Annotated in this window: 1 protein-coding gene and 1 pseudogene; both read right to left on the reverse strand. The window is 42.6% G+C overall.

Annotated elements, in window-relative coordinates; genetic code table 11:
* Window positions 1–2,456, reverse strand: a pseudogene (locus tag IEW26_RS29905) (hypothetical protein); the annotation flags it as partial.
* A 276-nt stretch (window positions 2,457–2,732) separates the two neighbouring features.
* The coding region (locus IEW26_RS29910; protein WP_229730109.1) for an S-layer homology domain-containing protein at window positions 2,733–3,476 on the reverse strand (744 nt) is incomplete at its 5' end.

Below are 3,476 nucleotides of genomic sequence, written 5' to 3' on the forward strand. Positions count from 1 at the left end.
TCTGGAATGACGATACGTGCGGTATCGGTGCCCAGCTGTTTCGCTTTTTCAACCGATTGCTTGGCAATCGCTTCTGTCATTTTCACCAAATCTTTAACGGTTCCATTGGTTTCGGTTGTACGTGTGATCGGTGTTTTGGTCAGGTTTGAGCCGTTAACTCCATTCACATCAACCACGAGTTGCTCTTGCTTAGTAGTTGGTGCAGGGGTTGACGTTACTGGTGTCGTAGTAGATGTTCCACCGCCAGTACCGCCTGAGTTTCCTCCCGTGCTGCCCCCGCCGCTGTTACCCGGGTTAGGCGTAGAGTTATTTGCTGTAAACGTAAGAATTGTCCATTTCCATACAGGAGTATTTCCTTTGGCTCTTATACGTACAGCGATTTTTTGATTGCCTTCAAATTGATCTGTTCCCAAGAACTTGTTCCATGTTATCCCGTTGTCCTTCGAATACTCCATCGTATCGTCCGCACCAATAACTACATTCGCTGTATCATCAGCGGAAACCGCAGGTGCCGCTGGAGCAAAAAACAGATCAAATGTTTTTTGAATATCCTTTAATTTAGCATAACCGCCAAGAGGCCGTTCGCTAAGCATCCATTCTGCCAGCTGTTGCTGTTCAATTTGATTAGATAATGTCGCTATATTGTCGAACACTAGAGGAAACTCCTCCAAGTTTGACTCAGGATTAGTATTCAAGAACAAACGGTACTGCATCAGAAACATCTGGTAAAAATTCAAATCCTCCCACATCGCACTTGCTGTCTCTGCTTTATTAATTAATGGCATCTCATCCGATACCATCAGCAAGATACCTATAGCTGACTCATTATTTAATGTGGCTGAAGTAAATTTAGCAAGATAAGCAATCATTCGCTGATCTGCTTCATTCAATCCCAGATAGAAGTCCGCTGCGGCCTCGAAATGTTCAAAGTCGTTTTGCGAGAAAAGTGTAGGCCCCTTGTCAAGAATTTGCTCATAAAATCCCTTTAATTCAGTAGCCATATCCCGGTAATCCAAATGATATGCTTTAAGTCCCTGTATACTCGCATTTACGATGAATTGTACCTGAGCTTCATTGTAAGATTCCGATTCCGGGATCAATTGCCCTAGTGTGGCAACTATTATATTTTGTTCTTGCTCGCTTAATTCATTAAAGTCATCACGCTGAGCAAGCAAATCACTTTCTTTTAATACGGATAAAATCGTTGCCTTATCCTCATTGGCTATTGCTTCGTTCAATTGCATTAAAGGTGTCTGGTCCACATTATTGGTGAAAAAGTCATTAAATGCTGTCTGTATTTTGCTAAATTTAGAATATCCATTACCTGGTCTCTTCAATAACATCCAGTCAGCCATCTGTTCCATCTTCGTGGTATTGGACAGAATGTCTTTCATTTTACCGAAATCCAATGGGAATGTTCCAATAGAAGCTTCTTTATCCGTGCCCTCGTAGGCTTTCGCATCTAATTGCACGTTATACAGTGCTTTAAGGGAATTAATCATATCGTTTGTTGTAGACGCTTTATTGAAGCCAATATTCTGACTTAACGCCGCGGAAAGACTCATTACCGATTGTTCAAGCGATAAATCTCCAGCTACTCTCGCCATTCTTAATTTAAAAGCGATTACCTGCTGATCGACGTTTGATGCTGTTAGATAATTATCCAGATTGGGTCTAATCATACTTGCATACTCAGGTCCGAATAATTCTGCAAAGCTCAGTGCATTTTCATAATATATTGTCAAACGCTCCTGCATATCTTCCAGATCGGTAGTTTTTGAAACTACTATACCCTGCTGAATCAAATTGATCAGTGAGTTTACCTGTTGATTGCTTTGATACGCATTACCGGGGGCATATGATTTCCCCGCTACAGCTACAATTGCATCTTGTTCTTCAGAGGGTAGCGTAGTAAATTCCGGTATCAACGAAATGAAATTTTCATTTTGGAACAACTCCAGAATCTTGGAGGGATTATAATTTTGACCTATAGACTTGTTGAACTCACCTAATGGTGACGTAAATGTAATAGATTGCATTTGGTACGAGATTTCCAAATTATAACGATCTTGAACAATGACATTGAAATAGTATGTTTTTCCTTCTTGTAACCCAGTGATTAACTGTGTAAATGTACCATCTGTAGAATCTGCACCAGATATCCAATTGCCATAAGAAAGATCAGACTCATTATTGTTAATTTCAGTGGCGTTTGTCAGATCAGCATTATCGGATTTGAACACACGATATTTCAATTCAGGAGATATAGTAGAATCTGAAAAAGCATAATTCCACTTAATTTCCACTGAGTTATCATCCACAGTCTTCACGGTAATCAAGCCATTGTTACCAGGCTCAGGATATGATGCTCCCGCACTAACCTTTCCAGCCGGTGCAAGCCACGGAGCCACTAACACCAGAATGAGTAACATGCTTATTAGTTTTCTATACTGCATATTTCTCTTTCCTCCCTATTCTCGTTTAACAAAATATAGGCCTATTGTATTGCACAACTCTGAACGGATTCTGAACATTTCAGCAAATATAAGGGTTATATCCCAACAAAAAGGGCAAAAACGACATTTTTTTTGTTCATTTTCAATATTTTTTTACAATAAACATGTGTTAAGACCTATATCATTGATATCATTGATGTACTTTTTAATCCGAACTGCAGACCTAACAAAAGACCACCCTACGGGTGGCCTTCTGCTTTAATCTAGTTAGAAAAACTACTTCTTGCCCGCCGCTTCAATATCGGCATATGCCCAGTGTGTGGCAGGTACATCGCTAAAGGATGGTGTTGCTGCCCCTGTCAGCGGTGAACGCTTGAACAATACGTTCAACACTTTAACCGCTTCGGCGCGAGTCAGCTTGCCGTCAGGTTTGAACGAGCCATCCTGGTAACCTGTCATCAGCCCCGCAGATTGCACGTATGCAATCGCTTCTGCTGCCCACAGATCAGCAGGTACGTCGGTAAAGGATGCTGCATTCGCAGTAGTGCTTGTGCTAGCTGTAGTTGCTGCCGAGGTCGTTCCCGTTGTCGCCGCTGCATCAGCTTCTTGCTTTTGCAACCAGCGGTACGCAATCGTTGCCATTTGCGCACGTGTAATCGAATCTTCTGGCGCAAACACGGAGCTGCCCAAGCCATTCATAATACCAGCAGCCTGCGCTTGCTTAATCTCGTTTGCTGCCCAGTGTGTTGCGACCACATCTTCAAAGCCTGCCGCTGTTGCAGGTGCTGTTGCTGCTTCAACCGACAGATTGCGGGCAAGCATCGCCGCCATCTGTGCACGTGTTACATATGCATCTGGACGGAAGTCCGCGCCGAAACCTTGAATGTACGGATAGTTTGCTGGTTGAGCAGCATTTAGTCCGTCTACAGAAACTAGTGTAAATGTACTGAACTTCGTTACAGTGAACTCAATCCCTTCACTGCTATCTGCCAGCTTCACCAGTTTTCCTCGTACCAGTTC

This window comes from Paenibacillus silvae (assembly GCF_014639235.1).
GTDB classification, from domain to species: domain Bacteria; phylum Bacillota; class Bacilli; order Paenibacillales; family Paenibacillaceae; genus Paenibacillus; species Paenibacillus silvae.